Raw genomic sequence first — 24,397 nt, 5'->3', positions numbered from 1 at the left:
TGTCGTGACTCATCAGTCTAGCCAAACCCGGCGCCCCGGCTCCCGGCATCAGAGCCCCACCTGAGCGGCGCCCTGGCAACTGGCCCCGGCGCCCGACACGGCCGCCCCCGTGCCGCTACCGGTCGCATTTTGGCCGCGCCTTGAGTAGCATTGCGCCCTCGAAAACGGAGGTGCAGTTATGGGTATTCAGTGCGGTATCGTGGGCCTGCCCAATGTGGGCAAATCCACCCTTTTCAACGCCTTGACCAAGGCCGGCATCGACGCCGAGAACTTCCCGTTCTGCACCATCGAGCCCAATACCGGGGTGGTGCCGGTGCCGGACCCGCGCCTGGACGCGCTGGCGGCCATCGTCAAGCCGGAAAAAGTGCTGCCGGCGACCATGGAATTCGTCGACATCGCCGGGCTGGTGGCGGGGGCCTCCAAGGGCGAGGGCCTGGGCAACCAGTTCCTGGCCAACATCCGCGACACCGACGCCATCGCCCACGTGGTGCGCTGCTTCGACGACGAGAACGTGATCCACGTGGCCGGCAAGGTGTCTCCCCTGGACGATATTTCGGTGATCAACACCGAACTGGCCCTGGCCGACCTGGACTCCGTGGAGCGCGCCCTGCAACGGGCGCAGAAAGCCGCCAAGGGCCAGAACAAGGACGCCCAGGCGATGATCCCGGTGCTGGAAAAGCTGCTGCCCCTGCTCAACGAAGGCGAGCCGGCCCGCGCCGCCGACCTGAGCACCGATGAGCGCAAGACCATCCGTAGCCTCAACCTGCTCACCCTCAAACCCACCATGTACATCGCCAACGTGGAAGAGGACGGCTTCGAGAACAACCCGCTGCTGGACACCGTGCGCCAACAGGCGGAGAAGGAAAACGCCTCGGTGGTGCCGATCTGCGCCAAGATCGAATCCGAGATCGCCGAACTGGACGACGAGGAGAAAGCGGACTTCCTGGCCGACCTGGGCATGGAGGAACCGGGCCTCAACCGGGTGATCCGCGCCGGCTACGAATTGCTCGGCCTGCAGACCTACTTCACCGCCGGCAAGAAGGAAGTGCGCGCCTGGACCATCAAGGTGGGCGCCACCGCGCCCCAGGCCGCCGGCGTCATCCACACCGACTTCGAGAAAGGCTTTATCCGCGCCCAGACCATCGCCTACGAGGACTTCATCGCCGGCAACGGCGAGCAGGGCGCCAAGGAAGCCGGCAAGATGCGCGCCGAAGGCAAGGACTACGTGGTCCACGACGGCGACGTCCTGAACTTCCTGTTCAACGTGTGAGTTTTGGACACGCATAAAGGCACCACCCTGGCGCTGATCGCCAGTGCCCAGTGGGGCGCCACCGGCATCTGGGTGGCGCTGCTGCGCGACCTGCCCACCGCCACCACTCTGGTGTTCCGGTTCCTTACCGCCACCCTGCTGCTCACCATCGTGCTGGCCGCCCTGCGCGGTTTCCGGCGCCCCAACCGCTCCGCCCTGGAAGGCGGCGTGCTGCTGGCCGCCTACTATGTGCTGGCCACGGTGGGGTTCTACCTGAGCGATGTCGTGACGGTATCGCTGCTGGTGGCCACCTCGCCGTTCTTCGTCATGCTGTTGCGGCTGCTGCGTCGGGAGGGCCTGACCGGGCGCGAACTGCTGGGCGGCCTGCTGGCGTTCGGCGGTGTCGCCACCGTGTTGCTGCTGGGCGCCGCCCCGGCCGCCGGCGAAAGCCACCTCACCGGCGACCTGTGCGGCCTGGGCGCGGCTCTGGTGATGGCGCTCTATTCCCGCGCCGGAGACCGGCTGCGCGGCCAGGGCTGGAACGTGGTGTGGATCGCCTGCGCCTTGGGCCTGCTGGTCAGCGCGCCGTTCGCCGACCCGGGCGCGGCGGTGCCCGATGCCCGCCAGTGGGGCCTGTTCCTGGGCCTGGCGGCGTTTTCCACTTTGGCGCCGGGTTACCTCTATCCCCTCGCCTGCCAGCACATCAACGCCACCTCGGCCACGGTGGTGCGGCTGAGCACGCCCTTCTTCACCGCCCTGTTCGCGTTTCTGATTCTCGGAGAGGCCCTGGGCATGGAGCATTTGCTGGGCGCGCCCCTGCTGTTGCTGGGGGTCTATCTGACCCTGCCGCGAGGCCCGTCCGCCAGGGCATGAAGGTGGCCACGCCGCCGGCCACCAGGGTGAAGACCCAGTCGCCGCTGGAGAAGTACAGGAACGACTCGAACAGGTTCACCACCAGCCAGAAGCCCAGGAAGGCCATATAGAACAGCAGGAAGTCCGCCGGCAGCGCGCCGGTGCGGCGCGCCCTCAATGCTTCACGGGTCAACCAGACCAGCAGCCCCGCCAGCACCGCCAGGCCGGCCAGGCCGTAATTGACCAGGGTGTCCAGATAGCCGTTGTGCAGGTGCCGGAAGCCCTCCTCCCCGATCCAGCCGGGCAGCCCCGGTGAGTGTGTCAGCACCAGGGAACGCCCGTTGCCGCCCCACCCCACCAGGGGCCGTTCGGCGATCCAGGGCAGCGCCGCCCACCAGCTCACCACCCGGCCGGCGACGCTGCCGGTCACGCCTTCCAGTTGCCCCCGGGAAAGCTGGGCGATGGCCTGGCGCTCGTCGGCCAGGCGCTGCTCGACGATGGGCGAGCACGCCGCCGCCAGCACCAGGCCCAGCACCCCGGCCAGCAGGGCCCCGGTGAGCCAGCGCCGCCGCGGTCCCGGCGACAGCCGCCGGCGCAGGGCCAGGCCGGCGGCGGCCAGCATCACCAGCGCCGCCACCGCCAGCCCCAACCACACACCCCGGGTCTGTGTGATCACCACCGCCACGGCGCAGGCCAGGGTGGCCAGAGTCCAGAGCAGGCCGCGCAACAAGCGCCAGGGCCCGGGGCCCAGGCAGCGGCCCGCCAGGGCGATCAGCCCCAGCAAGCCGGTGGCGAACAACAGGGTGGCGTGCTGGGCGTTGTGCAGGCCGAAGTCCACCCGCTCGCCGTGCCAGCCGACGAACCAGTCATACCCTCCCCGGCCGGTGAACCAGGGCGCCACCAGCAGCCCGGCCAGGCCGGCGCCCCAGGCCAGCAGCACGCGCCGGACCCGGCCCGCCAGCAGCCAGGCCACCGCCAGGAAAGCGAACCAGTGGGTCAGGCGGTGCACCTTGGGCGAGGACTCCGCCCACTGCGGATGATGCAACCGGGACAGCCCCCAGGACAGCAGCGCCACCAGGGCCGCCGCCAGCAGCAGCTTCACCGGCGCGGTGAAGCGGCGCCCCCGGGCCAGCCAGAAAAAGCCGCCGAACCCGGCCATCAGCACCAGCACCTTGAAGCCTTCGCCGACCTCCGGCAGGGCCAGGGCGGTGCCGGCGTAGGCGGCCACCAGCCAGGGGCCGGCCCGGTCCAGGGCGCCGGCCAGGCTCAAACGTCCTCCTGGAGGCGACCCCAGAGATGGTAGTGATCGAACACCGCGCGCAGCTTGCGGTCGTTGCCGTCGGCGGCCTTGTTGGCCCGTTTCAGGGAATGCACCTGGCTCTCTTCCACGGTGAGAAAGCGGCCGCGAAAATCCCGGGGGTCGGGGACCCGGCGGCAGCGGCGGCCGGCCTTGAGGCTCATGGCCTTGAGCCAGATGTCGTCGGCGCCGGGGCACAGCGCCATGAAACGGTCCCGGTCCAGCACCTGGTCATCCAGATGGCCGGGGGCATAGAGCACGCCGCCCACGCCGGTGGGAAACACCAGCGGCGAGGGCGTGCCGTCCAGGGTGGGTTTCTCCCAACGCTTGTAGGGCAACACGGCGCCGTCACCGGCCAGCCGGATGCGGTGGGCGCGGTGGCAGGGAACGCTGTCCGGGTCGGCGCGGTGGGCGCGGTACAACTGGTCCACCAGATCGTGGGGGTAGAGGGTGTCGTCGTCCACGGTGATCAGCAGGCTGTCCGGGAAGCATTGCAGGGCGTAGTAGAACTTTTTATAGGGCCCGAGATCCTCGGCGCAAAAACGGACTTCCAGGCCGCGCCGTTCCTGCAGGCGCAAAATGTACGGCAGGCCCGCCCCGCCCAACTCGCCCTCGGCGATCCACAGCACTACCCGGTCCGGCTTGAGCGACTGCTGGAGCAGACTCTCGATGGTCAGATAGACGTTGTCGATGCGCTTGTCGAAGGTGGTCAGCGACACCACCACCTCCTCGGCCAGGGCATTGCCCACGCCGGCGGTGTCGTCGTGCAGGGCGCGCCAGTGCAACTGGCCGGTACGCTGGATCGCGGTGTCCCGGGCCAGGACGTCGCGCCGGGCGCGCAGCCGCTTTTGCCGGCGTCTCGCTTTGAACATGCTCAGGCCCCCTTGGCCGGCAGGCCGGCGAAGAAATCCCGGTAACCGTCCAACACCACCCGGCGGCTGTAGCGGGCCTGGTAATGCCGTCGGGCGGCGTCCGCCAGGCGCCGGCGCCGGACGTCGTCGGCGAGCAGTTCACGCAGGGCGCCGGCCAGGGCTTCCGGGCGGTCCACGGGGGTGAGCAGGCCGGTCTGGTCGGCGCGGATCAGTTCCGCCGGCCCCTGGGAGGCGGTGGCGACGATCGGGCACCCGTGGGCCCAGGCCTCCAGGACAATGGAGCCCAGCCCCTCGTGGCGGGACGGGCACACGAAAACATCGACGCTGGCCATCAGGGTGGTGACGTCGTCCCGCCAGCCCAGAAAACGCACCCGCCCGGCCACGCCCAGGCCCGTGGCCAGGGCGTGCAGAGCGCTCTGCTCCGGGCCGGTGCCGGCCAGCCACAGGGTGGCGTCGGGCAACCGGGCCAGGGCGCGCAGCAACACATCGAAGCCCTTGTTGTGGTGCAGCCGGCCGGCAGCCAGCAGCAACGGCCCGGCGGGCGTGGCGAAGCTGTCCCGGGGCAGCGGCGTAACCGGCGTTTCGTCGGCGAAGTTGGGCAGATGCACCACCCGCGCCGCCGGCATGCCGCCGCGCACCAGGTGATCACAGATGCCCCGGGTGATGCCGATCCAGTAGTCCGCGTGCCGGTAGTGCTTGAGATCGTAGTAATGACCGAGCCGGCTGATCAGCGTGTAGGGCCCCGGCGGCGTGGCGGCGCTGGCCCGGTTCATCCAGGTAAGCACCCGGTCCGGCCGGAACCCGGCCAGGGCGCGCCGGTAGCGGTACCGGGCCAGGGGGCGCAGCGGGCCGGGGAAGCGGAAGCCGGACACCGGCACGCCGGCCCGGCGCAGCCGCGCCACCCGGTCCGGGTGGGGGCGGATGAAGGCATGCTGGTCCAGGCCGCCTTCTTCGTGCAAACCGGTCACCAGGCGCGTGAAGAAATTCTCCGCGCCGCCCCGGGGGGCGCCGGCCAGCACCTGGGCCAGACGGGGCGCGCCGCTCATGGCCGCTCCGGGGCGTCGTCGTGGAACAGCAGCCCATGGTAGCCGGGGAAGGCCCCGGGGCTGGGGCCGGCGCCGCGCAGGGCCAGCAGGTCCTCGATGCGCTGGTGCAGGTTGGCCACCTTGCGCCGGGCGGCGGCGCGGCTGCCCCGGGTCCCGGCCAGGCCGGCGCGGCCCAGGCCGTCAATCACCACCAGCCGGCGCAGTCCGCCGTCGGCGCCGCGCTGGGCGACGATGTTGTGCGGCAGCAGGTCCCGGGAGGGAATGCGCTGCTCGATCCAGAACCGGCCAAGCACGCCCACCGCCCGGCTGCAGGAGGGCGTCAGGCCCTGGTCCCAGAGCACCTTTTTCAGGGTCTGGGAGATGGCGCCGTCGGCGTCGCGGATCAACTCGGTGACCAGTCCCGGGCCCAGGTCGGTGTCCACGAAACCATGGCAGCGTGGCAGGTGAGCGCCAAGCAGCGCGCCGTGGCGGCGCCACAGCACGGTCAGCACGCGCTGCTCCTCGCGGTTGTCGTCGAACCAGGACAGTGGCCGCAGGTTGCCGGGAAACCCTTTTTTGCGGCGCCGGTCCGCCAGGGTGAAGTCCGGCCGGCGCACCTTGATGCAGCGGCACCGGTCCGCCGGGTCCACGAAGCACAGGCGGTTGCCGCCCCGGGCGAACGGGGCCCGCTCGGTGAGGTTCAGGATCATGGCCGGCTCCGCCATACGTAGTCGTGGGAGAGCGGCAAGCCCAGGGCCGACTCGACGATGAAGCGGGCGTACAACCGGGAATTCATTTCCCGATGGAAGAAGTTCCGCGCCCGCCCGGCCCATTCCCGCCGCCGGTCGTCGTCGTGATGAAAGTCGCGGACCCGGTGGAGCAGATCATCCTGGTCCTGGAAATAGACCAGCGAGCGCTCGGGCATCAGTTCGTCGAAGCGGGGCGCCGCGTGGGTGAACACCAGGATGCCGTTGCCCGCCAGCTGCGCCATGCGCGCCGAGGAGTACCAATGATCCCCTTCCTGGCGGTTCAGATTCAGCCCCATGCGGGTGGCGGCCAGGGCGCGCTCGTAGTCCCGCCCCCATACCGGCGGCTGCCCGAAACTGCCGTGGGTGCGGAACACCAGTTCGTCGTCCAGGGCGGCCTTGAGCCCCTTCACCTGCTCCAGGCGGCGGGTGAAGTCCGTGCTGTTGCTGCAGAACAGCAGGTCCACCGGCAGGTCCACGCGCCGGCTGTTGTCCAGGTTCTCGATGCTGGCGTCCACCGGGTTGGGCATGTGATGAAAACGCGCCGGCAGGTCGTCGAAGCGGCGCAGCTCCGGCCAGCCGGTGGACACGAACACCGCGTCCACCACCTCGCCGCGATGGCGCAGCCGGGCCACGTTGTCCGGCACGAACAGCGGATCATTGTTGCAATGCGCCAGCACGATGTGGGGCCAGCGCCGACGCAGGCGCCGCAGGGTGTCGTTGCCGATCAGGTCACAGTGGCCCAGGATCACCAGGTCCGGCTCCACCGCCTCCACGGTTTCCAGCAGGCGGCGGTTGGCGCGCCGGCGGCCCAGGTCGCGGATGCCGAACGGCGCTTCCAGGGCGGCCACGTCCCGGTCGCTGAACACCTGCACATAATGCCCGTCGTGAATCAGCCCCAGGGTCAGCTTGTGGGCCCAGCTGACCCGGGTTTTGCCGTAGCGGCGCCATTGCTGGTAGGCCACGTGCAGCACCCTCATGGCCGCGCCTCCGCGCCGCCGTCCCGGTCCGCCAGGGCCTGACGGTACACCGCCAGGGTGGAGGCCACCTGCTGGCCCAGGTGGAAGCGCGCCGGCAGCTCGATGCGCGCCGGCCGGCCGGTGAGCGTCCGTATCCGCTCCACCACCGCGCCCACGTCGTCCGGCGCCACCAGGCCCTCCGGGAAACAGGTGGCCAGGGATTCCCGGGCGCCGCCCCGGTCGAAGGCCACCACCTTGCAACCGGCGGCCAGGGACTCGGTGATCACCCGCCCGAACGGCTCCGGCTTGCTGGAGAGATGGCAGACCACTTCCGCCAGCCGGTAGAACTGCAGGATATCGTCCCGGCGACCCACCAGGGTCACATGGGGCGCCAGCCCCATGGCCAGGGCGGTGTTTTCCAGTTCGGTGCGGTAGTGCTGCTTGTTGGCGTCGGCGCCGCCCAGGATCACGCCGTGGGCGTCCGGGTCTCGTTCGATCAGCCGCCCCATGACCTGAAGGAAGGTCTCCTGGCCCTTCCAGCGGCTCAGCCGGCCGGGCATCAGGATCAGGCGCTTGCCCCGGAAATGCGGGAAATCGGCGTACAGCCGGCGCAGCCAGTCCGGCTCCGGCGGGCCGGGCCGGAAGCGCGCCACATCGACGCCCCGGGGGATCAGGGTGATGCGCTCCGGCGCCACCGGATAATGGGCCAGGATGTAGTCGCGCACGCTCTCGGAGATGGCGATTACCCGGCGCGGCCGGGCCATCACCGCGCTGTAGCGGCTCACCGAGTAATGGCTGTGGAAGGTGCTCACCAGGGCCGGCCGGTCGGCGGCGGGCAGCTTGCGCCAGGCCAGCCACACCAGCCAGGCGGGCAGCCGCGAGCGCACGTGCACCACGTCCGGCGCCAGCTCTTGGAGCAAACGCCGCACCGCCGGCACGTGGCGCAGCGACAGCGGCGATTTGCGGTGCACCGGCAGACTCGCATGGCGGCTGCCTTCGGCTTCCAACCGCGCCACCTGGGCGCCGCCACTGGACAGCACCCAGGACTCATGGCCCAGGGCCACCAATTCCCGGGCGAACTCCACGGTACCCCGTTCCACGCCGCCGCTGTTCAACGCCGGCAGGACCTGCAGCACCCTCAAGGGCGCGCCTCCTCATAGCGGTCGATGAGCCAGTGCGCCACCCGGTTGGCTTCCCACAGGTGCGGCGGCCTCGGGATGGCGTCGCCCATCAGCGCCGCCCGGTCCCGCCAGCCCCGGATCTGGCCGCGCCCCTGCAGGGTGCGGATGCCGCCGGCCACCCGCGCCTTGCCGGTGGTGGCCAGATCCAGGGTGCCGGTGGGCACGCCGGCGGTGAGGGATTCGTAGAGCATGGAGACACTGTCCGGCGACACCCAGGCCACGCGGTGGGCGCGCAGTTGGCGCGGCAGCCAGTCCACCGGGGTGTGGTCGTGGTGATGAAAGCGCAGGTTGGGCGCGCTGAGATCGCCCAGCCGCGCCACCAGCGGCGCCGGGGTGCGCCGCGAGCTGGTCACCGTCCAGCGCCAATCCGGGTACTCGCGCAGCAGGGTGATGAGCTGCTCGAGGATCGAGTCATCGCGCCAGTGGAAATGCGGCGAGTGCCCGCCCAGCAGCACCAGGCCACGGCGGGCGGCGCTGAGCCGGGGGTTGGGCTGCACCGCGGTGAGCGCGCCCTGGGTAGCGAGAATATCGCCCCGGGCGGCGGGCCGGTCGTGCTCGGGAATCACCTTCAGATCCACCCAGCGGGACGGGAAACCCGGCCGCATCAGCACCACGGTGAGCGCTTCGCGGAAGCCCCGGCAAGCAAGCAATAGCGGATGGGTGCCGGAACCGGCGCCGATCACCAGATCCGGCGCCGGCGCTTCGATGCGCGGCGGGCGCGCCGCCAGCGCCTGCCACCAGGACACCCGGTGGCGGCGGCAGGAAATCCACACCAGGCGGGCGCCGCGCAGGGCTTCCAGGCGCTCGCCCAGACCACGCAGCTGGTTCACGTGGCCGGCCTTGTCGTCGCTGAGCAACCACACCACCGGCCGCTCGGGCCGGCGAGCGAGCCGGCCCGTCAGGCGCGGATCGGCGAACAGGGCGGAAGACGCCGCGCCGGCGTCGAACAGAGCCGGGCCCGGCCAGCCATCGGCGGGGGGCCGCATCCGGTTTCCGGCCCGATTCAGCGGAGAAGGTTTCATGGTGTCGGAACTCGCTCCGGATCACTTCCGGAACAGTGTCCGCCACCGATGTTACAGCGCTACGACAATCACCGGCAGATGCCGAACCCGCGCAGCCCGAAGTGGAAATGATCGGCGTGGGCGGCGTTGTAGTCCGGCCCCAGGGCGGTGCCGAACAGGCCGCAGGCGCCGTCGAAGGCGGCGTGCAGAAACGCCCCTTTGTCGCCCTCGTCGTCCCAGTGGTCCTGCACCGAAACGCGGGTGCCATCGGCCAGGGAGAAGGCGGCCACGTCCAGGGCGGAGGCGGTGGCGTGGTCGCTGCGCCGGTCATCCTCGCGGTGATAGATGTTGCGGCAGGCGAAGGTGCCGTAGTGCCAGACCTCGGCCACCGGCTGGTCGAAATATTCCCGGGCCAGGGGCTGCAGCCGGCGCCGCTCGTACAGGGACCAGGCCGCCACCAGCGGGCAGCGGGCCACGAAGCTGTTGTTGAACGCCACCACCGTGGACCGCACCCGGACCACATTGGTCAGCGGACAGCTTTCCACCGGCGTGTAGTCCTCCAGGGGCAGCGCATCCAGGGTGCCCTCCGGCGCCGTGTTCAGCACCGCCCGGCAGGCCAGCGGCCGGTCGCCCAGCCGGCGCAGCTTCCAGCGCGTCACCGGCGTGACCGGGTCGTCCAGATGCAGAGCCATGAAGGGATTCCAGTGGCGGGGAACCGGCCACCATTGCTGCTTGAGGCCGGCCAGGAAGACCCCGGCGGCCAGCACCAGGGTCAGCAAAACGATAACGAAACGTGCCATGCCCGCAGTGTACCCCGGCGGCCAGATCAGGCCGTTACCGTGTTACCGGTTTTTACGCTTGGCGGCGCCGCCAGTACCAGGCCAGCAAGGAGCCGGACAGGTTGTGCCACACGCTGAACAGGGCCGCGGGCAAAGCGGCGCTGGCGGAGAAGTGCTTCACCGCCAGCGCCACCCCGAGCCCGGAATTCTGCATCCCCACCTCGATGGCCAGGGTGCGCGCCCGCGCCGGGTCCAGCCGCAACAGGCGCGCGCCGCCGTAGCCCAGGCTCAGGCCCAGCAGGTTGTGCAGTACCACCGCCAGCATCACCAGCAGGCCGCCGGTGGCGATGCGTTCCCGGTTCAGCGCCACGATCACGCCGATCACCACCACGATGGCGATCACCGACACCAATGGGAAGACGTTGCGCACCGGCGTCAGCCGGGCGCCGAAGACACTGTTCAGGAAGGTACCGGCCACCACCGGCAGCAGGATGATCTTGACCAGGGACCCGAGCATGGAGGCCACCGGCACGTCGATGGCCTGGCCCTGATAGACCCACACCAGCAGGGGCGTGGCCAGCACCGCCAGCAGCGTGGACACCGAGGTCATGGCGATGGACAGGGCCACGTCCGCCCGCGCCAGATAACAGATCACGTTGGAGGCGGTGCCGCCGGGGCAGGCTCCCACCAGCACCAGGCCCAGCACCCATTCCGGCGGCAGGCGCAGCAAGGAGCCCACCAGCAGCCCCACCAGCGGCATGATCAGAAACTGCAGCGCCACCCCGGCGCCGATCACCACCGGGCGCTTGCCCGCGTCGGCGAAGTCCGCCCAGGTGAGCGTCATGCCCATGCCGAACATGATCAGCATCAGCAGCGGCACGATGGCCCAACTCAGGGTCGCCAGCTGATCGGGAAACGCGAACGCGAAGCCGGAAAACAGAATCGCCCACAGCGGGAACAGGCGGGTGAGGGTTTGTATCATCGGTCGGGTGGCCTGAATTCAGTCGCCGCCGCCGCGGGCCTTCACCGGCTCGAAGTCCTCGTCCTTGAGCTCCGGCAGTTTCTCGTCGCAGCCCTGGATGCCCTGGCGGCGCAGGTTGTCGCACACCCGGTCCAGCTTGCCGTCCACCGCGTGCAGGTGGTCCAGCAGCGCGCCGATGGCCTCGGCCACCGGGTCCGGCATGTCGTTGCTGACGCCGTAGGCCTGGAAGCCGATCTTGTCCGCCATTTCCTTGCGGTTCTTTTCCTGCTCGGTGGCCGGCTGGCCGATCACCCGGCCAGGAATGCCCACCACGGTGGCGCCCTCCGGCACCTCCTTGGTGACCACGGAGTTGGAACCGATCTTGGCGTCCTTGTGGACCGTGAAGGGGCCCAGCACCTTGGCGCCGGCGCCCACCACCACGCCGTCCTCCAGGGTCGGGTGGCGCTTGCCCTTGTCCCAGCTGGTGCCGCCCAGGGTGACGCCGTGGTAGAGGGTCACGTCGTCGCCGATCTCGGCGGTTTCACCGATCACCACGCCCATGCCGTGGTCGATGAAGAAACGCCGGCCGATGCGCGCGCCGGGGTGGATCTCGATGCCGGTGAGCCAGCGACTGAAGGTGGAGATCAACCGCGCCAGCTGCTTGAAGTTGCGCCGCCACAGCCAGTGGGCCAGGCGGTGGAACAGCACCGCGTGCAGCCCCGGGTAGTTGAGCAGGACCTCCAGGGTGTTGCGCGCCGCCGGGTCACGGTGGAAAACGGAGTTGATGTCCTCTTTGATCTGCTTAAGCATAGCTACCTCGAATCCTGGCCCCGCAGGCGCTTCTCCAAAGCCACCAGGGTGCCGCGCAGAATACTGATCTCCATTTTGTCCGGGCGGGCGCGCAGGAACAAACGCCGCATGCGCGTCATCACCTGCCCGGGCTGTTCCGGGTCCAGGAACCCGCTGTCCTCCATCAACCGCTCCAGGTGCTCCAGGAACCCCTGCACGGTCTGATTGCTGGCCGGCTCCACGTCCCAGAACATTTCCGGCAGCGGCATGGTGGCGCGCTTGGAGCGCGCGCCGCGCGGCTCCGCTTCGTCGCCGACCAGCGCCAGGCGCAGTTCATAGGCCAGCAGCTGCACCGCCGAGGCCACGTTGAGCACGCCGTAGTCCGGGTTGGTGGGCACGGTGACGTGCAGGTTGCAGCGGTGCAGCTCCTCGTTGGTGAGCCCCCGGTCCTCGCGGCCGAACAGCACCGCGATGCGGGTGTCGTCCGGCTCGTGCTGGAGCTGGGCGGTGAGCTGGCGGGGCGTCAGGCAAGGCCAGGGCACCCGGCGCAGGCGGGCGCTGGTGCCCACCACCAGGGTGGCGCCCTCCAGGGCCTCGTCCAGGTCCGCGCAGACCCGGGCATTGGCCAGGATATCGCCGGCCCCGGAGGCGCGGGCGGTGGCCTCGGCGCTGGGATGGATCTTGGGCGCCACCAGGCGCAGGTCCGCCAGCCCCATGGTCTTCATGGCGCGGGCGGCGGCGCCGATGTTGCCGGGGTGGGTGGTCTCCACCATCACCACGCGCACCTTGTCGAGCATCTTCGATATCCCGGAGCTTGCTAAGAAGGAAGGGGATTTTAGGCCCTGCGCCCGGCAAACGCGAGGACCGCCCCGGTTGGGGGCCGGCGAGAGGCCTGCCTTCCTCCCGCGCGCTCTGCTACAATCCGCCTCCCGTCCGGTTCCCCGTTTCCCGGGAACCCGCTCTTCCAAACCGATAGGATGATTGCATGCACGCGCCGCAAGTGAACATTGCCCTGCGAGCCGCCCGCCAGGCGGGCAACCTGATCCGCCGCGCGGCGGAGAACGGCGACCCGCTCAAGGTGGATCGCAAGGAGGCCAACGACTTCGTCACCCAGGTGGACAAGGCCGCCGAGGCACGCATCATCGACGTCATCCGCAAGGCGTACCCGGACCACGGCATCCTCGCCGAGGAAGGCGGCGAACTGCCCGGCAAGGGCGAAGGCGCCGATTACCTGTGGGTGATCGATCCGCTCGACGGCACCACCAATTTCATCCACGGCTTTCCCCAGTACGCGGTGTCCATCGCCCTGAAGATCAAGGGCCGGGTGGAGCACGGCGTGATCTATGATCCGCTGCGCGAAGAGGAATTCACCGCCAGCCGTGGCCGCGGCGCCGCCCTCAATGGCCGCCGCATCCGGGTCTCCGGCCGCGCCAGCCTGGACGGCGCCCTGATCGGCACCGGCTTCCCGTTCCGCAAGGACCAGATGGCCTACATCGACGCCTACCTGGGCATGTTCCGGGCCATCGCCGAGGACGCCGCCGGCCTGCGCCGCCCGGGCTCCGCCGCCCTGGACCTGGCCTGGCTGGCCGCCGGCCGCACCGACGGCTTCTTCGAGCTGGGCCTGCAGGAGTGGGACATGGCCGCCGGCACCCTGCTGATCACCGAGGCCGGCGGGCTGGTGGGCGACGTGGCCGGCGGCCACAACCACCTGACCCGGGGCAACCTGGTGGCCGGCGCCCCCAAGGTGTTCAAGGGCCTGCTGCAGAAGATCAAGCCGCACCTCACCGACAGCCTCAAGCGCGGCTAAGCCGCGCCCATACCCGCCGCCTCTTGTCGGGGCGGCCGGGCGGTGTGCCGCTCTGGCCGCGACCGCGCTCCAATCATGGATGGCTATCGCGGCTAAAGCCGCTCCTACCGGGGCGCGCGACGTAAAAGCCTGCCTCAAGGGATAGGACTGGCCGCCAAGCTCTGCTAGCGTTAAAGCATTGAATTCGTTTGCGCGAAGATGCTTCTTCAGGAGAGCCCGATGAGCCAGTTTCAGCTGAAAGACAAAGACCTGTTCCGCCAACAGTGCTACATCAACGGCCAGTGGTGCGACGCCGAGGACGGCGCCACCCTGGACGTGGACAACCCGTCCACCGGCGACATCATCGGCCAGGTTCCGCGCATGAAGGAGGCGGACACCCGCCAGGCCATCGCCGCCGCCGACAACGCCCTGCCCGCCTGGCGCGCCAAGACCGCCGCCGAACGCGCCGACCTGCTGTACCGCTGGTACGAGCTGATGATGGAGCACCAGGACGACCTGGGCGCCATCATGACCCTGGAGCAGGGCAAGCCGCTGGCGGAATCCAAGGGCGAGATCGCCTACGCCGCGTCCTTCCTGAAGTGGTTCGCCGAGGAAGCGCGCCGCGTCTACGGCGACACCATCCCCGGCGCCAAGCCCGGCCAGCACATCGTGGTGATCAAGCAGCCGGTGGGCGTCACCGCCGCCATCACGCCATGGAACTTCCCGGCGTCCATGATCACCCGCAAGGCCGGCGCCGCCCTGGCCGCCGGCTGCACCATGGTGGTCAAGCCGGCCAGCGCCACCCCCTACTCCGCCCTGGCCCTGGGCGAGCTGGCCACCCGCGCCGGCATCCCCGCCGGCGTGATCAACGTGATCACCGGCTCCGCCGCCGCCATTTCCCAGACCATCACCAGCTCCCCGGTGGTGCGCAAGGTGAGCTTCACCGGCTCCACCGAGGTGGGCAGCCAGTTGATGGCCCAATCCGCCGAGCACATCCAGAAAATCTCCCTGGAACTGGGCGGCAATGCGCCCTTCCTGGTGTTCGACGACGCCGACCTGGACAAAGCCGTGGAAGGCGCCATCGCCTCTAAATTCCGCAACACCGGCCAGACCTGCGTGTGCGTGAACCGCTTCCTGGTGCAGGACGGTGTCCACGACGCCTTCGTCGAAAAGCTCAAGGCGGCGATCCAGGACCTGAAGGTGGGCGACGGCTTCGAGGACGGCGTCACCCAGGCGCCGCTGATCAACAAGGGCGCCGTGGACAAGGTCATGGAGCACATCAAGGACGCCCGGGAAAAAGGCGGCAAGGTGGTGCTCGGCGGCGAGCCCCATGAGCGCGGCGGCAACTTCGTGCAACCCACCCTGATCGTGAACGCCAGCCAGGACATGGAATTCTGCGTGGAGGAAACCTTCGGCCCGCTGGCGGCGGTGATCCGCTTCCAGGACGAGCAGGAAGGCATCCGCATGGCCAACGACACGCCCTTCGGCCTGGCCTCCTACTTCTACAGCGAGAACATCCACCGGGTGTGGCGCGTGGCCGAGGCCCTGGAAGCCGGCATGGTGGGCATCAACGAGGGGCTGATTTCCAACGCGGCGGCGCCGTTCGGCGGCGTCAAGGAATCCGGCCTGGGCCGCGAAGGCTCCAAGTACGGCATCGAGGAATACTGCGAGATCAAGTACCTCTGCATGGGCTAACCCCCGGACCGTAGGAGCGACTTTAGTCGCGAAAAGGGCATCAGCGGTCCCGTTGATCGAGACTGATCGCGGCTGAAGCGAAACGCCGCCCGGCCGCTCCTACGGGGTGAATGTTCTGGTCGGGAGTCGTTATGACCGATTCATACCGCATCGCGCTGCTGCCCGGCGACGGCATTGGCCCCGAGGTGATGGCCGTGGCCGAGACGGTGCTGAACACACTGATCCACGGCCACGATCTGCCTCTGGACTACGAGGTGCTGCCCTGGCCCGCCACGGACTGGCACCGGCGCCACGGCGCCATGATGCCCGAGGACGCGCTGGAGCGGCTGCGCGGCTACGACGCCCTGCTGCTCGGCGCCCTGGGCGACCCGGGGCCGCTGGACGATCCGCGCCGCTACCATCTGCCCGACGGCATTTCCCTGGCGCCGCTGCTGACCCTGCGCAAGGGGCTCAATCTGTGGGCCTGCGAACGGCCGGCCCGCTTCTACCCCGGCACCGTCCAGTACCTGGCCGATCCCCGCGCCCGGGACCTGGACATGCTGGTGATCCGCGAGAACAGCGAAGGCGAGTACGCCGGCCAGGGCGGCCGGCTGCGCGCCGGCACCCGCGACGAGATCGCCAACCAGCTGGAAGTGTTCACCCACGCCGCCACCGAACGCCTGATCCGCCACGCCTTCGAGCAGGCCCGCGCCCGCGCCGCGGACCGGGCTCGCGACGGCCGCGACCGGGTGTTCAACGAGCCCGGCGGCGAGGACAAGGCCGCCCAGGTGTGCCTGATCACCAAACGCAACGCCCAGGCGTTCTGGGGCGAGCTGTACACCGAGGTGTTCCGGGACGTGGCCGCCGACTATCCGGACATCGCCACCCACCATGAGCTGGTGGATGCCGCCGCCATGAAGTTCGTGCAGGCGCCCTGGCGTTTCGACGTGGTGGTGGCCAGCAATCTGCACGGCGACATCCTCACCGACCTGGCGGCGGTGCTGTCCGGCGGCCTGGGCGTGGCGCCCTCCGCCAACCTCAATCCTTCCGATCCGACGCAGCCCGCCCTGTTCGAGCCCACCCACGGCTCGGCGCCGGACATCGCCGGCCAGGGCGTGGCGGATCCCCGGGCCACTCTCTTCAGCCTCGCCCTGCTGCTCCAGTGGCTGGGTGAAAAAAACACGATTTTTAATGGCGCGGCGCGCCATTTGCATGAGACGCTGAAAGCGGACCTGGCCGGGGAACACCCGGCGAGCGGCACCGAAGCCATCGGTGCGCGGATTCAAGGCGCCCTGGGCGGGAGCCGCTGATCCGGTCTTGATCCAAGGCCGGCACCCCCCGCCCGAATCGACGAGGGAGGAGCAAGGCATGAATCATCTGTCTCCACTGCTGGTGCAATCCAGCGGCATCTGCGCGGAGCGCGGCGAGGGTAGCTGGCTGTACGACGGCGAAGGCCGGCGCTGGCTGGATTTCACCTCCGGCATCGGGGTGACCGCCACCGGCCATTGCCACCCCCGCGTGGTGGAAGCGGCCCAGCGCCAGGTGGGCACCCTGGTGCACGCCCAGTACGCCACCGTCACCCACCCCAACATGCTGCGGCTCACCGACCGGCTCTACGAACACCTGCCCCGGTCCCTGGACGCGGTGGCGTTTTCCAACTCCGGCAGCGAGGCCATCGAGACCGCCCTGCGCCTGGTGCGTCAGGCCACCGGCCGGCCCAACATCATCGCCTTCACCGGCGGCTTCCACGGCCGCACCCTGGCGGCGGCGTCCATGACCACCTCCACCACCAAGGTGCGCAGCGGCTGGCAGCCGCTCATGGCCGGCGTCTGCTTCAGCCCCTTCCCGCACAGCTACCGCTACGGCTGGAGCGAGGAGGACACCGTGGATTTCTGCCTCCAGGAACTGGACCACCTGTTCCTGACCCAGTCCGCGCCGGCCGACACCGCCGCCATGATCATCGAGCCGGTGCAGGGCGAATACGGCTACTACCCGGCCACCCGGCGTTTCATGCAGGGGCTGCGCGAGCGCTGCGACGAGCATGGCATCCTGCTGATCGCCGATGAAATCCAGGCCGGCTACGGCCGCACCGGCCGCTTCTGGAGCCACCAGCACTACGATGCGCACCCGGACCTGCTGGTTACCGCCAAGGGCCTGGCCAGCGGCTATCCGCTGTCCGCCGTGGCCGCCAGCCGCGCCCTGATGGCCGAGGGCTGGCCCGGCTCCCAGGGCGGCACCTACGGCGCCAACGCGGTGGCCTGCGCCGCCGCCCTGGCCACCCTGGATGTGATCGAGGAAGAGGACCTGGTGGCCCACGCCGCCGGCGAAGGCGACTATCTGCGCCAGCGCCTGGAAGGGCTGATGGAGCGCTATGAGTGCATCGACGAGGTGCGCGGGCTGGGCTTGATGCTGGGCCTGGAAATCGTCAAGGCACCACGCCAGCCGGACGGCGAGCGCGCCGGCGCCCTGCTCAAGGCCTGCGAACACAGCGGCCTGCTGCTGCTGCGCTGCGGCACCCACGGCCAGGTGGTGCGCTGGTTGCCGCCGCTCACCGCCAGCCGGCAAGAGATCGACCAGGCGGTGGACCTGTTCCAGGACGCCCTGGAGGAGACCGCATGAGCAACACCCGGGTAACCGTGCTGCTGGCGCCGGACGAAGCGCCGCTGCCCGGCCTGGAGGCCCTGGAGGGCCTGGCCCGGGTGCGTCAGTTGCAAGGCGACGAGGGCCTCGCCGAGGCCCTCGCCGACACCGACGTGCTGGTGGTCACGGACTTCCGCGTGGAAGCCCTGGAGGCGGCCTGGCCGGAGCCCTGCCCGATCCAGTGGGTGCATGCCACCAGCGCCGGCGTCGACGCTCTGATGATTCCGCCGATCCGCGACGGCGGCTTCCCGGTGACCAATGCCGCCGGCGTGTTCGACCGGGGCATCGCGGAATACGTGCTGGGCGCCATTCTGCTGTTCGCCAAGGACACCCTCACCAACCTGGCGCTGCAGCGCGAGCACCGCTGGCAACACCGGGAAACGGCACTGATCCGCGACCAACGCGCCCTGGTGGTGGGGGCCGGCTCCATCGGCCGCTCCGTGGCCACCCTGCTTGGCGCCCTCGGCATGGAGGTGGTGGGCACCGCCCGTCGCGCGCGGGAGGACGCCGCCTTCGACCGCGTACACGCCCAGCAGGATCTGCCGGACCTGCTCGGCGACGCCGACTATGTGATCGTCACCGCGCCGCTGACCCCGGACACGGAAGGCCTGTTCGACGACCACCATTTCGGGCTGATGAAGCCCGGCGCCGCCTTCATCAACGTGGGGCGCGGCGCCATTGTTCGCACCGAGGCCCTGCTGCGCGCCCTGGACGGGCCGCTGGCCGGCGCCGCTCTGGATGTGTTCGAGCAGGAGCCGCTGCCGGCGGACCACCCGCTCTGGGACCGTCCGGACGTGATGCTCTCCGCCCACATGGCCGGCGATTTCATCGGCTGGCGCCAGGCCCTGGGAGAGCAGTTCGTGGACAACTTCAACCGCTGGCGACTCGGCGAGCCGCTGGCCAATCCGGTGGACACGGCGCGGGGTTATGGACGCCGTTGAAGAAGGAGGAAAGCCATGGCCGATGAAATCAGGATGCTCACCGCCACCGCTCTGAAACGGGCCTTCGAAAGCGGCGAGCTGTCGCCGGTGGAGGTAGCGGCCACCCTGCTCGACCACGTGCAGCACCACGACCACGCCATCAACGCCTGGTGTCTGATTGATCGCGATACCACCCTGGCCGAGGCCGGCGCCGCCGAGCAGCGCTACCGCCGGGGGGAACCCCGCGGGCTGCTGGACGGCATCCCGGTGGCGGTGAAGGATGTCTTCCTGACGCCGATGTGGCCCACCGTCAAAGGCTCGCGCACCATCGACCCGGAGAGCACCCTAAACAAGCGCTCGCCGGCGGTGGCCGCCCTGGAGCGGCACGGCTATGTGCCCCTGGGCAAGACCACCACGCCGGAGTTCGGCTGGAAGGGCATCACCGACAGCCCTCTGTGCGGCCCCACCAACAACCCCTGGAACCCGGAAAAGACCGCCGGCGGCTCCAGCGGCGGCTCGGCGGCGGCGGTGTCGGCGTGCATGGCGCCGCTGGCCCTGGGCACCGACGCTGGCGGCTCGATCCGTATCCCCGCCGCGTTCTGCGGCATCGTCGGCCACAAGCCCACCTTCGGCGAAGTGCCGCACTGGCCGGCCAGCCCGTTCGGCACCCTGGCCCACGCCGGGCCCATGACCCGTACGGTGGAAGACTGCGCGCTGATGATGCAGGTGCTCACCGAAGCGGACCCGCGCGACGCCCAGGCGGCGCCGCGCCGCAACGTGGATTATCTGGGCGCGCTCCAGGGCGACCTGAGCGGCCTGCGGATCGCTTACAGCAACAATCTTGGCTATGTGGACGTGGACCCGGAGATCGAACGCGCCACCGCCGAGGCGCTGGCGGTATTCCGGGATCTGGGCGCCACCGTGGTGGAGGTGGACCCGGGGTTCAGCAACCCGCTGGCCGCCTTCGGCCACCTGTTCTACGGGGGCGCCGCCAACGCCTGCCGGGACCTGGGCCCGCGCAAGCGCGACCTGATGGACCCGGCTCTGGTTCAGGTGGTGGAAAAGGCGGAGAAGCTGTCCATGCTTGACTACCTGGCGGCGGTCAATGAACGCATGGCGCTGTCGGAACGGATGGCGGTGTTTCATCAGAAGTACGATCTGCTGGTCACCCCGACCCTGCCGATCACCGCTTTCGACACCAACCGGGAAGTGCCGCGGGACTGGCCCAATACCCGCTGGCCTACCTGGACCCCCTTCACCTACCCGTTCAACATGACCGGCCAGCCGGCCCTGTCGGTGCCCCTGGGGCGCGCCAGCGACGGCCTGCCCATGGGGCTGCAAATCGTCGGGCGCCGCTTCCAGGACGAGTTGGTGCTCAAGGCCGGCCACCTGTTCGAACAGGCCCGCCCGTTCACCGAGCGCCCGGATCTGGCGCTCGCCGGCATGGAGGCGTGATCATGAGCAACATCAACCTGGACACGGATTTCTACGAAACCGAGGACCCGATCTGGAACCCGGCGCTGCTCACCATTCCGGTGCCGGGCATTCGCCGCATGGTGAACCTGGCATCGACCATGGACGACGTGATCCACCTGTCGATCGGCCAGCCGGATCTGAAACCGCCGGAGCACGTGGTGCAGGCGACGGTGGACGCCCTGCAGGCCGGGCAGACCGGCTACACCATGGACGCCGGCCTGCCGGAGCTGCTGGAAGCGCTGGCCGAATATTACGGCGAGCGCTACCACCGCACCCTGGTGCCGGAAAACATCATGATCACCACCGGCGCCACCGAGGCGATTTATCTGGCGCTCACCGCCACCTCGGCGCCGGGCCGGGAATTCATCGTGCCGGAGCCGTCGTTCATGCTGTACGCGCCGCTCATTCGCATGAACGGCGGCGTGGTGAAGAGCATCCCCACCCGGGCGGAAAACCAGCACCAGCTCGATCCCCAGGAAGTGATCGACGCCATCGACGCCAACACCTACGCCATCGTGCTCAACTCGCCGAGCAACCCCACCGGCACCCTCTATCCCCGGGAGACCGTGGAGGCGATCGTGCAGGAGGCGGCCTACCGGGGCGTCTACGTGATCAGCGACGAGGTCTACGACCATCTGATCTATGACGGCAAGGAGTACCCCAGCGTGCTGTCCTGCTGCTCGGACCTGGACCACGTCATGGTGATCTCCAGTTTCTCCAAGACCTTCAGCATGGCCGGCATGCGCATCGGCTGGTTGATGGCCAGCCAGGGGGCGATCAAGAAATTGAGGCGCTACCACATGTTCACCACCACGGTAGCGAACACGCCCTGCCAATGGGCCGGGGTGGCGGCGTTGCGCGGTGATCGAAGCTTCATTGATCGCATGCTGGAGGAATATCAGCACCGCCGCGACCGGCTGGTGGACCTGGTCAAGCAGACCCCGCACCTGACCGGCTACCGGCCGGACGGCGCCTTCTACCTGTTCCCGTCCCTGCCGGACGGCGTCAACGGCGGCAACGTGGCCTTGAAGCTGCTGCGCGAGACCGGCGTGTGCACGGTGGCCGGGGAAACCTTCGGGGACAGTTGCTCGAACGCGCTGAGGATCAGCTACTCCACCTCCCTGGATCAGATCGAGGCGGCCTTCGAGCGCATCATCCCCTGGATGGAAAAACAAGACTGGTAAAGAGCAGTTAATAGTTAACAGTGAACAGTTAATAGTTGGCCGGCATAGCCGGCCCTGGGGAAAACAAAAAGGCCGTGCCAGCGTTCATTCGCGGGCACGGCCTTTTCGTTGGTGGCGACGCTCGTCGCGTCTTTTAGCTGTTAACTATTCACTGTTAACTGTTAACTATTCACTCTTAACTGCCTTTTCAGGGCATTTCGTCGATTTCTTCCTTTTCGGGGATCAGGAAGTCTTCCTTGGAGACGCCCAGGGTGAACAGCAGGTTCGCCACCACGTAAATGGACGAGTAGGTACCCACGAAGATGCCCACCAGCAGCGCCTCGGAGAAGGCGCGCATCACCTCGCCGCCGAAGAAGAACAGCGCCACCAGCACCAGGATGGTGGTGAAGGAGGTGTTGATGGTGCGGCTCAGGGTCTCGCTGATGGCCCCGTTGACGATCACGTGGGGATCGGTTTCCCGGGTATTGCGGAAGTTTTCGCGGATGCGGTCGGCGACCACGATGGAGTCGTTCAGCGAGTAACCGATCAGCGCCAGCACCGCGGCCAGCACCGTCAGGTCGAACGGCCAGCGCACCAGGGAAAACAGGCCCAGCACGATGATCACGTCGTGCAGCAGGGCCGCCACGGTGGCGATGCCGAATTTGTTGCTGAACCGGAACCAGACGTACACCAGCATCAGGCCCAGGGCCATCAGCATGGCCAGCCCGGACTGGTCGCGCAGCTCGTCGCCCACCTGGGGGCCGACGAATTCCACCTGCTTGAGCTGCAGGTCATCGATGCCGCCGGACAGGGTCTGGTACACGTTCTGCCCGACCTGATCGGCTTCCATGCCCTCCTGGGGCGCCACGCGCACGCTGATGTCGCGGGCGGAGCCGTACTGCTGGACCACGGCGTCGCTGAAACCGGCCTCTTCCAGATCCTGGCGGACCTGGGCGATGTCGATGTCCGCCGGCGCTTCCACCACCACGGTGGTGCCGCCGGTGAAGTCCAGGCCCAGGTTCAGGCCGCGGGTGGCGAGCAGGATGATGGACGCCACCACCAGGCAAATCGACAAGGTGCCCAGCACCTTGCGAATGCCCATGAAATTGATCGTTTTCGTAGGCGTAGGCATAGCCACCTCAGATGCTCAGTTTGGCCGGCGCCCGGGCGCCGCGACCGTAGGTCATTTCCACCAGCGCGCGGGTACCGACGATGGCGGTGAACATGGACGACAGGATGCCGATGAACAGCGTCACGGCGAAGCCCTGTACCGAACCGGTGCCGGCGGAGAACAGGATCACCGCCACGATTAGGGTGGTGATGTTGGCGTCCAGGATGGTGGTGAAGGCCCGGTTGTAGCCTTCATCGATGGCCTCCCGGGGCCGCCGTCCCCTGCGCAGTTCCTCGCGGATGCGCTCGTAGATCAGCACGTTGGCGTCCACCGCCATGCCCACGGTCAGCACGATGCCGGCGATGCCCGGCAGCGTCAGGGTGGCGCCGGGGATCAGCGACATCACGCCGACGATGATCACCAGGTTACCCAGCAGGGCGATGTTGGCGAAGATGCCGAACACCTTGTACCAGACCAGCATGAACACCAGCACCAGGGCCATGCCCAGGGCCATGGACTTGAGGCCCGCTTCGATGTTCTCGCGGCCCAGGCTCGGCCCCACGGTGCGTTCCTCGACGATGGTGACCGGCGCCGCCAGGGAGCCGGCGCGCAGCAGCAGCGCCAGTTCCGAGGCTTCCGCCGGGCTGTCCAGGCCGGTGATCCGGAAGCGGCTGCCCAGGGTGTCCTGGATGGTGGCCACGTTGATCACGTAACGCTCGGTGGTGCTTTGCGGCACCTGGCGGCGCTCGCCGTCCTCGCCCTCCACCGTCTTCATGTCGGTCTTGGTTTCGATGAACAGCACCGCCATGGGGTTGCCCACGTTCTTGGCGGTGATGCGCTGCATGCTGCGCGCGCCGGTGGAGTCCAGCTCCACGTTCACCTGCGGCTGGCCGCTCTGCTGGTCGAAGCCCATGCGCGCATTGGTGACCTGGTCGCCGGTGGCGATCTTGGATTTCTCCAGGATCACCGGGCGGTCGCCCTGATCCTTGAACGGGAAGATCTCGGTGCCCGGCGGCGCGATGCCGGTGGCGGCGCGCTGGGAGGAATACTGGTCCGCCACCAGGCGGAACTCCAGGGTCGCGGTGCGGCCCAGGATGCGGCGCGCCTGGGCGGCGTCCTGCACGCCGGGCAGCTGCACCACGATGCGGTCGGCGCCCTGGCGCTGCACCACCGCCTCGGCCACGCCCAGTTCGTTGACCCGGTTGTTCAACGCCGTGCGGTTCTGTTCCACCGCGTAGTCCTGCAATTCTTCCAGGGTGGACGCGTTGAGGGTCAGGGTCAGACGCGGCTGCTCGCTGGCCTGGGACAGGGTGAATTCCGGCAGCGCGGTGCGCAGCGGCGAACGGGCGGCGTCGGCGGCCACCTGGTCGTCGAAGGTGGCCACCAGGGTACGGTTCTCGATGGCCACGTCCCGGTAGCGAATGCCCTCGTCGCGCAGGGCCATCTTGGCCTGGCCGGACCAGGCATCCATGCGCTGGCGGATCACCGTTTCCATGTCCACCTGCAGCAGGAAGTGCACGCCACCGCGCAGGTCCAGGCCCAGATTCATGGGCGAGGCACCCACCGCGCGCAGCCACTGCGGCGTGGTGGGCGCCAGGTTAAGCGCCACCACATAGTCGTCGCCGAGTTGCTCGGTGAGCATTTCCTTGGCGCGCAGCTGAGCGTCGGTGCTGTCCAGCCGCACCATCCAGGAGGTGTTGACGGTCTCCCCTTCGCCGTGGGACAGGCCCGCCTGATCCAGGGTGTCGAGCACCCGCTGCCGCACGCTGGCGGGCACTTCCTCGCCGGCGTCATCGGCGCTGATCTGGATGGCGGGCACGTCCGGAAAGGCGTTGGGCAGGGCATAGAGACCGCACGCCAACAGCACGGCCAGGAGCAGGAAGAATTTCCAGCGCGGATAGCGGGTCATAAGGCGT

At 68.9% G+C, this 24,397-nt stretch carries 21 protein-coding genes and 1 pseudogene; 9 read left to right on the top strand and 13 right to left on the bottom strand.

Annotated elements, in window-relative coordinates:
* The first annotated feature begins 178 nt into the window (after positions 1-178).
* Together ychF and HMJ39_RS14245 are read left to right on the top strand one after the other, a co-directional pair.
* Positions 179-1,270, top strand: a complete 1,092-nt coding sequence (gene ychF, locus HMJ39_RS14250) for a redox-regulated ATPase YchF (protein WP_194297804.1) — start codon at positions 179-181, stop codon at positions 1,268-1,270.
* Positions 1,271-1,273: 3 nt separating this feature from the next.
* The gene (locus HMJ39_RS14245; RefSeq protein WP_194297803.1) at positions 1,274-2,122 is read left to right on the top strand and encodes a DMT family transporter; all 849 of its coding nucleotides are present in this window, start codon (positions 1,274-1,276) and stop codon (positions 2,120-2,122) included.
* A gap of 202 nt (positions 2,123-2,324) precedes the next feature.
* On the opposite strand, the pseudogene HMJ39_RS18970 reads toward HMJ39_RS14245, so the two are convergent.
* From HMJ39_RS18970 to HMJ39_RS14195, 11 genes and pseudogenes are all read right to left on the bottom strand, one after another.
* Positions 2,325-3,260, bottom strand: a pseudogene (locus HMJ39_RS18970) (O-antigen ligase family protein); the annotation flags it as partial.
* 107 nt (positions 3,261-3,367) lie between these two features.
* Positions 3,368-4,270: a hypothetical protein gene (locus tag HMJ39_RS14240; protein WP_194297802.1), complete on the bottom strand. Its 903-nt coding sequence runs from the start codon at positions 4,268-4,270 to the stop codon at positions 3,368-3,370.
* 2 nt (positions 4,271-4,272) lie between these two features.
* Complete coding sequence (locus HMJ39_RS14235) at positions 4,273-5,316, bottom strand: glycosyltransferase (protein WP_194297801.1); 1,044 nt, start codon at positions 5,314-5,316, stop codon at positions 4,273-4,275.
* Positions 5,313-6,005 carry a YrbL family protein gene (locus HMJ39_RS14230; RefSeq protein ID WP_194297800.1) on the bottom strand — a complete coding sequence of 231 codons (693 nt, stop codon included), beginning with the start codon at positions 6,003-6,005 and terminating at the stop codon, positions 5,313-5,315. Before HMJ39_RS14230 ends, HMJ39_RS14235 begins: the two co-directional genes overlap by 4 nt.
* Positions 6,002-7,021, bottom strand: a complete 1,020-nt coding sequence (locus tag HMJ39_RS14225) for a glycosyltransferase family protein (protein ID WP_194297799.1) — start codon at positions 7,019-7,021, stop codon at positions 6,002-6,004. Before HMJ39_RS14225 ends, HMJ39_RS14230 begins: the two co-directional genes overlap by 4 nt.
* Positions 7,018-8,136 (bottom strand): glycosyltransferase family 4 protein, encoded by a 1,119-nt coding sequence (locus HMJ39_RS14220; RefSeq protein WP_260550985.1) that lies wholly within the window; start codon positions 8,134-8,136, stop codon positions 7,018-7,020. The genes HMJ39_RS14225 and HMJ39_RS14220 overlap by 4 nt, the downstream gene beginning before the upstream one ends.
* A gap of 2 nt (positions 8,137-8,138) precedes the next feature.
* Positions 8,139-9,167 carry an ELM1/GtrOC1 family putative glycosyltransferase gene (locus HMJ39_RS14215; protein WP_194297797.1) on the bottom strand — a complete coding sequence of 343 codons (1,029 nt, stop codon included), beginning with the start codon at positions 9,165-9,167 and terminating at the stop codon, positions 8,139-8,141.
* 104 nt (positions 9,168-9,271) lie between these two features.
* Entirely contained in the window at positions 9,272-9,982 is a 711-nt protein-coding gene (locus HMJ39_RS14210) for an extensin-like domain-containing protein (protein WP_194297796.1), read from the bottom strand.
* Between the two features lie 52 nt (positions 9,983-10,034).
* Entirely contained in the window at positions 10,035-10,943 is a 909-nt protein-coding gene (locus HMJ39_RS14205) for a bile acid:sodium symporter family protein (RefSeq protein ID WP_161383301.1), read from the bottom strand.
* A gap of 18 nt (positions 10,944-10,961) precedes the next feature.
* Positions 10,962-11,732, bottom strand: a complete 771-nt coding sequence (gene cysE, locus HMJ39_RS14200) for a serine O-acetyltransferase (RefSeq protein WP_194297795.1) — start codon at positions 11,730-11,732, stop codon at positions 10,962-10,964.
* A 2-nt stretch (positions 11,733-11,734) separates the two neighbouring features.
* A complete protein-coding gene (locus HMJ39_RS14195; protein ID WP_161383299.1) occupies positions 11,735-12,508 on the bottom strand; it encodes an RNA methyltransferase in 774 nt (257 codons plus the stop codon).
* A gap of 188 nt (positions 12,509-12,696) precedes the next feature.
* Between HMJ39_RS14195 and suhB the strand changes: the two genes are divergently transcribed.
* The 7 genes from suhB (at position 12,697) to HMJ39_RS14160 (ending at position 21,391) form a co-directional block, all read left to right on the top strand.
* On the top strand, positions 12,697-13,518 hold the full coding sequence (gene suhB / locus HMJ39_RS14190; protein ID WP_194297794.1) for an inositol-1-monophosphatase: 822 nt from the start codon (positions 12,697-12,699) through the stop codon (positions 13,516-13,518).
* A 219-nt stretch (positions 13,519-13,737) separates the two neighbouring features.
* Entirely contained in the window at positions 13,738-15,192 is a 1,455-nt protein-coding gene (locus HMJ39_RS14185; RefSeq protein ID WP_194297793.1) for an NAD-dependent succinate-semialdehyde dehydrogenase, read from the top strand.
* A gap of 131 nt (positions 15,193-15,323) precedes the next feature.
* Positions 15,324-16,481, top strand: a complete 1,158-nt coding sequence (locus HMJ39_RS14180; protein ID WP_194297792.1) for an isocitrate/isopropylmalate dehydrogenase family protein — start codon at positions 15,324-15,326, stop codon at positions 16,479-16,481.
* Positions 16,482-16,539: 58 nt separating this feature from the next.
* A complete protein-coding gene (locus HMJ39_RS14175) occupies positions 16,540-17,790 on the top strand; it encodes an aspartate aminotransferase family protein (RefSeq protein ID WP_194297791.1) in 1,251 nt (416 codons plus the stop codon).
* On the top strand, positions 17,787-18,752 hold the full coding sequence (locus HMJ39_RS14170) for a D-2-hydroxyacid dehydrogenase (RefSeq protein ID WP_194297790.1): 966 nt from the start codon (positions 17,787-17,789) through the stop codon (positions 18,750-18,752). The genes HMJ39_RS14175 and HMJ39_RS14170 overlap by 4 nt, the downstream gene beginning before the upstream one ends.
* A gap of 15 nt (positions 18,753-18,767) precedes the next feature.
* Complete coding sequence (locus HMJ39_RS14165) at positions 18,768-20,186, top strand: amidase (protein WP_161383293.1); 1,419 nt, start codon at positions 18,768-18,770, stop codon at positions 20,184-20,186.
* Between the two features lie 2 nt (positions 20,187-20,188).
* A complete protein-coding gene (locus HMJ39_RS14160; protein WP_194297789.1) occupies positions 20,189-21,391 on the top strand; it encodes a pyridoxal phosphate-dependent aminotransferase in 1,203 nt (400 codons plus the stop codon).
* Positions 21,392-21,578: 187 nt separating this feature from the next.
* Here the strand turns inward: HMJ39_RS14160 and secF are convergent, their stop codons facing one another.
* Together secF and secD are read right to left on the bottom strand one after the other, a co-directional pair.
* Positions 21,579-22,472: a protein translocase subunit SecF gene (gene secF, locus HMJ39_RS14155; protein ID WP_256245550.1), complete on the bottom strand. Its 894-nt coding sequence runs from the start codon at positions 22,470-22,472 to the stop codon at positions 21,579-21,581.
* A gap of 37 nt (positions 22,473-22,509) precedes the next feature.
* Entirely contained in the window at positions 22,510-24,390 is a 1,881-nt protein-coding gene (gene secD / locus HMJ39_RS14150; protein ID WP_161383290.1) for a protein translocase subunit SecD, read from the bottom strand.
* Positions 24,391-24,397: the final 7 nt, after the last annotated feature.

Source organism: Alloalcanivorax profundimaris (genome assembly GCF_015265435.1).
Taxonomy (GTDB): Bacteria; Pseudomonadota; Gammaproteobacteria; order Pseudomonadales; family Alcanivoracaceae; genus Alloalcanivorax; species Alloalcanivorax profundimaris.
This window is presented reverse-complemented; position numbering and strand designations above follow the sequence as displayed.

Excerpts from the sequence above, each read along its gene's own strand:
- HMJ39_RS14230 (WP_194297800.1), bottom strand. The coding sequence starts at position 6,005 with ATGATCCTGAACCTCACCGAGCGGGCCCCGTTCGCCCGGGGCGGCAAC.
- HMJ39_RS14210 (WP_194297796.1), bottom strand. The coding sequence starts at position 9,982 with ATGGCACGTTTCGTTATCGTTTTGCTGACCCTGGTGCTGGCCGCCGGG.
- HMJ39_RS14225 (WP_194297799.1), bottom strand. The coding sequence starts at position 7,021 with ATGAGGGTGCTGCACGTGGCCTACCAGCAATGGCGCCGCTACGGCAAA.
- HMJ39_RS14160 (WP_194297789.1), top strand. The coding sequence starts at position 20,189 with ATGAGCAACATCAACCTGGACACGGATTTCTACGAAACCGAGGACCCG.
- HMJ39_RS14165 (WP_161383293.1), top strand. The coding sequence starts at position 18,768 with ATGGCCGATGAAATCAGGATGCTCACCGCCACCGCTCTGAAACGGGCC.
- HMJ39_RS14180 (WP_194297792.1), top strand. The coding sequence starts at position 15,324 with ATGACCGATTCATACCGCATCGCGCTGCTGCCCGGCGACGGCATTGGC.
- HMJ39_RS14195 (WP_161383299.1), bottom strand. The coding sequence starts at position 12,508 with ATGCTCGACAAGGTGCGCGTGGTGATGGTGGAGACCACCCACCCCGGC.
- HMJ39_RS14215 (WP_194297797.1), bottom strand. The coding sequence starts at position 9,167 with ATGCGGCCCCCCGCCGATGGCTGGCCGGGCCCGGCTCTGTTCGACGCC.
- HMJ39_RS14235 (WP_194297801.1), bottom strand. The coding sequence starts at position 5,316 with ATGAGCGGCGCGCCCCGTCTGGCCCAGGTGCTGGCCGGCGCCCCCCGG.
- HMJ39_RS14175 (WP_194297791.1), top strand. The coding sequence starts at position 16,540 with ATGAATCATCTGTCTCCACTGCTGGTGCAATCCAGCGGCATCTGCGCG.
- suhB (WP_194297794.1), top strand. The coding sequence starts at position 12,697 with ATGCACGCGCCGCAAGTGAACATTGCCCTGCGAGCCGCCCGCCAGGCG.
- secF (WP_256245550.1), bottom strand. The coding sequence starts at position 22,472 with ATGGGCATTCGCAAGGTGCTGGGCACCTTGTCGATTTGCCTGGTGGTG.
- HMJ39_RS14170 (WP_194297790.1), top strand. The coding sequence starts at position 17,787 with ATGAGCAACACCCGGGTAACCGTGCTGCTGGCGCCGGACGAAGCGCCG.
- cysE (WP_194297795.1), bottom strand. The coding sequence starts at position 11,732 with ATGCTTAAGCAGATCAAAGAGGACATCAACTCCGTTTTCCACCGTGAC.
- HMJ39_RS14185 (WP_194297793.1), top strand. The coding sequence starts at position 13,738 with ATGAGCCAGTTTCAGCTGAAAGACAAAGACCTGTTCCGCCAACAGTGC.
- HMJ39_RS14240 (WP_194297802.1), bottom strand. The coding sequence starts at position 4,270 with ATGTTCAAAGCGAGACGCCGGCAAAAGCGGCTGCGCGCCCGGCGCGAC.
- ychF (WP_194297804.1), top strand. The coding sequence starts at position 179 with ATGGGTATTCAGTGCGGTATCGTGGGCCTGCCCAATGTGGGCAAATCC.
- HMJ39_RS14205 (WP_161383301.1), bottom strand. The coding sequence starts at position 10,943 with ATGATACAAACCCTCACCCGCCTGTTCCCGCTGTGGGCGATTCTGTTT.
- secD (WP_161383290.1), bottom strand. The coding sequence starts at position 24,390 with ATGACCCGCTATCCGCGCTGGAAATTCTTCCTGCTCCTGGCCGTGCTG.